This window comes from Phenylobacterium sp., from assembly GCF_016793225.1.
In the GTDB taxonomy this organism is placed as follows: domain Bacteria; phylum Pseudomonadota; class Alphaproteobacteria; order Caulobacterales; family Caulobacteraceae; genus Phenylobacterium.
Map to the genome: position 1 here is coordinate 1 of NZ_JAEUMN010000043.1, position 4,246 is coordinate 4,246.

The 4,246-nt window shown below is 72.0% G+C and carries 3 protein-coding genes and 1 pseudogene; 1 reads left to right on the forward strand and 3 read right to left on the reverse strand.

What is annotated here, in order from left to right:
- A pseudogene (locus JNK30_RS04825) lies at positions 1-214 on the forward strand (NADP-dependent isocitrate dehydrogenase); the annotation flags it as partial.
- 63 nt (positions 215-277) lie between these two features.
- Here JNK30_RS04825 and JNK30_RS04830 read toward each other — a convergent pair.
- The 3 genes from JNK30_RS04830 to JNK30_RS04840 form a co-directional block, all read right to left on the reverse strand.
- The gene (locus JNK30_RS04830; RefSeq protein ID WP_293480709.1) at positions 278-538 is read right to left on the reverse strand and encodes a hypothetical protein; all 261 of its coding nucleotides are present in this window, start codon (positions 536-538) and stop codon (positions 278-280) included.
- A gap of 149 nt (positions 539-687) precedes the next feature.
- A complete protein-coding gene (gene alaS, locus JNK30_RS04835; RefSeq protein ID WP_293480711.1) occupies positions 688-3,333 on the reverse strand; it encodes an alanine--tRNA ligase in 2,646 nt (881 codons plus the stop codon).
- A gap of 103 nt (positions 3,334-3,436) precedes the next feature.
- On the reverse strand, positions 3,437-4,246 hold an 810-nt coding region (locus JNK30_RS04840; RefSeq protein ID WP_293480713.1), incomplete at its 5' end, for a phosphotransferase.

Genomic DNA, 4,246 nt, shown 5'->3' on the forward strand with positions numbered 1-4,246 from the left:
GACCCAGGGTCTGAAGCACCGGGCCAAGCTCGACGGAAACGCCGAACTCGCCCACTACTGCGACACCCTCGAGAAGGTCTGCGTCGCCACGGTGGAATCGGGCTCGATGACCAAGGACCTGGCGCTCCTCGTGGGCGACACTCAGGGCTGGCTGACCACCGAGGGCTTCATCGACAAGGTCGCGGCGAACCTCGAGAAGGCTCTCGCGGCCTGACCGCGTAGGCGCGTTTCTGCAGCCCCGGCGCCCTGCCCGCTCCGTGCGGTCGGCGCGCCGGCGTCAGCGCCCTTCGGCCCAGACGTCGAGGGGCTGCTTCTCCTCGTGGCGCACCAGCACGATGTAGCCCACGACGAACGCGACGATCGCGGCAAGCGTGCTGCCCAGGAATCCCCAGCCGGCGGCGAACCACAGGGTGAGCCAGAGGGTGGCGTCGCCGATCAGCAGCATCGCCCAGCGCGTGAGGATGCTGAAGGCGTGGTAGGTGCGCTCGTGGGTCACGACGTCCTGCGTCTGGTCGCCGAAGTGCTCACGGGTCTCCATAGGGACCTCCGTCAAGTTGGCGTCCGCCGACGGCGCGCCCAGCGCTGGAGGTTGTCAACTCACGCTTCGGTGCAGCTCCGAACGGCAGCCGGCCAGGCAGGCCCGGCCGTCCCTTGTCTCTGCGTGGCGGCGGAGAGCCCGCCTCCCGCCTAGTTCGCGAGCGCCGCCTTGATCGCCGCGACGCCCTCGGCAGCCCGGCCGCCGTCTGGCGCGCCGCCCTGCGCGAAGTCCGGGCGGCCTCCCGCGCCCTGCCCGCCCATGGCCAGCACGGCGGTCTTGGCGAGCTCGGCGGCGTTGAAGCGGGCCTGCGCCGCCCCCGTGACGGCGACCGTCGCCGCAGCCTTGCCGTCCGCGGTCCCGACCAGCGCGATGACGCCGTCGGGGAGCTGCTTCTTGAACTCCTCGGCGATGGCGCGGAGGTCCTTGCCGCCGACGCCCTCCATGACGCGGGCGAGCACCTTCACGCCGGCGATCTCCTCGGGACCGCCGGCCGCCCCGCCGCCGCCGCCCATCGCCAGCTGCCGCTTGGCCTCGGCCAGCTCCTTCTCCAGCTTGCGCGCCTGAGCCTGCAGGGCCTCCACGCGGGCCGTCACCTCGGCGACCGGGGTCTTGAACTGCTCGGCCAGCGCCTTGGAGACCCCGGCCTGCTCCAGCAGGTACCGCCGCGCCGACTCGCCCGTGAGCGCCTCGATCCGGCGGACGCCGGCCGCGACGCCCTGCTCGGAGACCACCTTGAAGAGCGCGATGTCGCCCGTCCGCGCCACATGGGTGCCGCCGCAGAGTTCCACCGAGTAGGCGCCGTCCCCGCCAAGGGCCTGTCCGAGCGTCAGCACGCGGACGCTGTCGCCGTACTTCTCGCCGAACAGCGCCATGGCGCCGGCCTCGATCGCCTCCTGCGGGCGCATGCTCTTGGTCTCGGCGGCCAGGTTCTGCCGCACCACGGCGTTCACCTCGGCCTCGATGCGATCGAGCTCGTCGGCGGTGAGCGGCTGGCCATGGCTGAAGTCGAAGCGGATGCGCTCGCCGTCCACCATCTGGCCCTTCTGGGTCACGTGCCGGCCCAGGACATTCCGCAGCGCGGCATGCAGGAGGTGCGTCGCCGAGTGGTTCGCGCGGGTCGAGGCGCGGTTGGCGGCGTCCACCGACAGCTGGACACGGGCGCCGGACGAGAGCGCGCCCTCGGTCACCTCCAGGTCGTGCACATGCAGGTCGCCGGCCTGCTTCTGCACGTCGAGCACGCGAGCGCGGCCGCCGTCCCAGAGCACCTCGCCCTTGTCGCCCGCCTGACCGCCGCTCTCGGCGTAGAAGGGCGTGCGGTCGAACAGCGCCTGCACGCGCGCACCCGTCCCGGCGCCGTCGACCTCGCGGCCGTCCTCCACCAGGGTCAGCAGCTCGGCCGTGCCCTCGGTCTCGTCGTAGCCGGTGAACACCGTCGGCCCCAGCCGCTCGCGGATGGCGAACCACTCCGCGGCCGCCGCCACCTGGCCCGACCCCTTCCACGCGCCGCGCGCCATCTCGCGCTGGCGGCTCATGGCGGCCTCGTATTCCTCGAGGTTCACCGTGAGGCCCTTGGCCCGCACCGCGTCCTGGGTGAGGTCGAGCGGGAAGCCGTAGGTGTCGTAAAGGCGGAACGCCGTCTCGCCCGACAGCACGTCGCCCTGGCCGAGCCCGGCGGTGGCCTCGTCCAGCAGCGCCAGGCCGCGGCCCAGCGTCACGCGGAAGCGCTCCTCCTCCTGGCGCAGGGTGTCGACGATGGCGTCCTCGGCGCGGCGCAGCTCGGGATAGGCGTCGCCCATCTCCTTCACCAGCGTGGGCGCCAGGCGGTGCATCAGGGGCTCCTCGGCGCCCAGCAGGTGCGCGTGGCGCATCGCCCGGCGCATGATCCGGCGCAGGACGTAGCCGCGGCCTTCGTTCGACGGCATCACCCCGTCGGCGATCAGGAAGCTGGTCGAGCGCAGGTGGTCGGCGATCACGCGGTGCGACGGGCCGTTGGAGGCGCCGCCGGCCCCGCCCACCAGCTCGCGGCTGGCGGCAATGATCGTGCGGAACAGGTCGACGTCGTAGTTGTCGTGCACCCCCTGCAGGACGGCGGCCACGCGCTCGAGGCCTGCCCCCGTGTCGATCGACGGTTTCGGCAGCGGCTGGCGCGCGCCGTCGGCGAACTGCTCGAACTGCATGAAGACGAGGTTCCAGATCTCGACGAAGCGGTCGCCGTCCTCGTCCGGGCTGCCGGGCGGGCCGCCCGGGATGTGCTCGCCGTGGTCGTAGAAGATCTCCGAGCACGGGCCGCAGGGGCCGGTGTCGCCCATGGACCAGAAGTTGTCGCTGGTGGGGATGCGGATGATCTTGTGATCGGGCAGGCCCGCGACCTTCTTCCAGAGATCGAAGGCCTCGTCGTCCGTGTGGTAGACGGTGATCGTCAGCTTTTCGGGCGGAAGCTTGAACTCCTTGGTCAGCAGCTCCCAGGCCAGGACGATCGCCCGCTCCTTGAAGTAGTCGCCGAACGAGAAGTTGCCCAGCATCTCGAAGAAGGTGTGGTGGCGCGCCGTGTAGCCGACGTTGTCCAGGTCGTTGTGCTTGCCGCCCGCGCGGACGGCCTTCTGGGACGAGGCGGCGCGGGGCCACGGCGGCGTCTCGGCGCCGGTGAAGTAGTTCTTGAACGGCACCATGCCCGCATTGACGAACAACAGCGTCGGATCGTTCTGCGGCACGAGCGGAGCCGAGGCGACGACGGCGTGGTCGTTCCTCTGGAAGAAGTCCAGGAAATGCGTCCGGATCTCGTTCAGGCTCGGCATCTAGGTCTCGGTTTCGAAAGGTGCGTTACGCGGCGCCCCTAGGTGGGGGCGCGTCGATTTACGCGAAACCTCGCGGATCGCAAAAGGCGACGCGGGCGCGGCGTCACAAAGCCGCCCAAGGCGCCCCGTCCCGCGGCGCCAGGTCGAGGCTTGCGGCGGCCCAGTCCAGATTTATCGCGGCCAGGCGGCCGAACACCCGGCGGAGCCAGGCGGGCGCGGCGTGATCGCCCACGGCGCGCAGGGCCATGTCGGCGGCCTGGGCCGCAGCCCAGGCTCCGCCCTCGGGCATCAGGGACGCCGGAGCGGGGCCGCCTTCGAGATGGGCTGTCGGCAGAAGTGTGGCGAGGTCGGTCTCCGGCGCTCCGCGCACGGCGTGGCTCCAGTCCACGAACTTCACCCCGTCCGCCCCGAGCCAGATGTTGTCGCTGCGCATGTCGCCGTGGACGAACGCCGCGCCTGTCCGGACAAGGCTCTGCTCGGCGTCCAGCAGGCGGCCGCCCCAGGCCGCCAGCCAGGCCGGGGAACAGATCCCGAGCCGAAGGATCGCTTCGGGCGCGGCCACGATGTCCGCCCATCCGGTGGAGGCCGCCCCGCTCGCGGCCGCAAGCCCGTCGGCCGGCGCACGCGCCAGCCGCCGAAGGGCGTCGACCACGGCCGGGAGATCGCCGGGCCGCCACGCGACGCCCTGATGCCCCGCCGGCCAGCGGCCTTCGAGCGCCTCCAGCACGAGGACGGGGCGGTCCGGATCGTCGTCCAGCCAGGCCAGAACCCGCGGCGCGAGCTCGGGAGGCGCCGCCGACAGGGCCGTGCGCTCGTTTCGAAGCCACGCCGCCGTCTCCGGCGTGGTCGCGCCCTTGACGAACACATGCTGTCCGTCCGCCAGCGTGACGAGGAAGCGGTGAGCGGCCGAAAG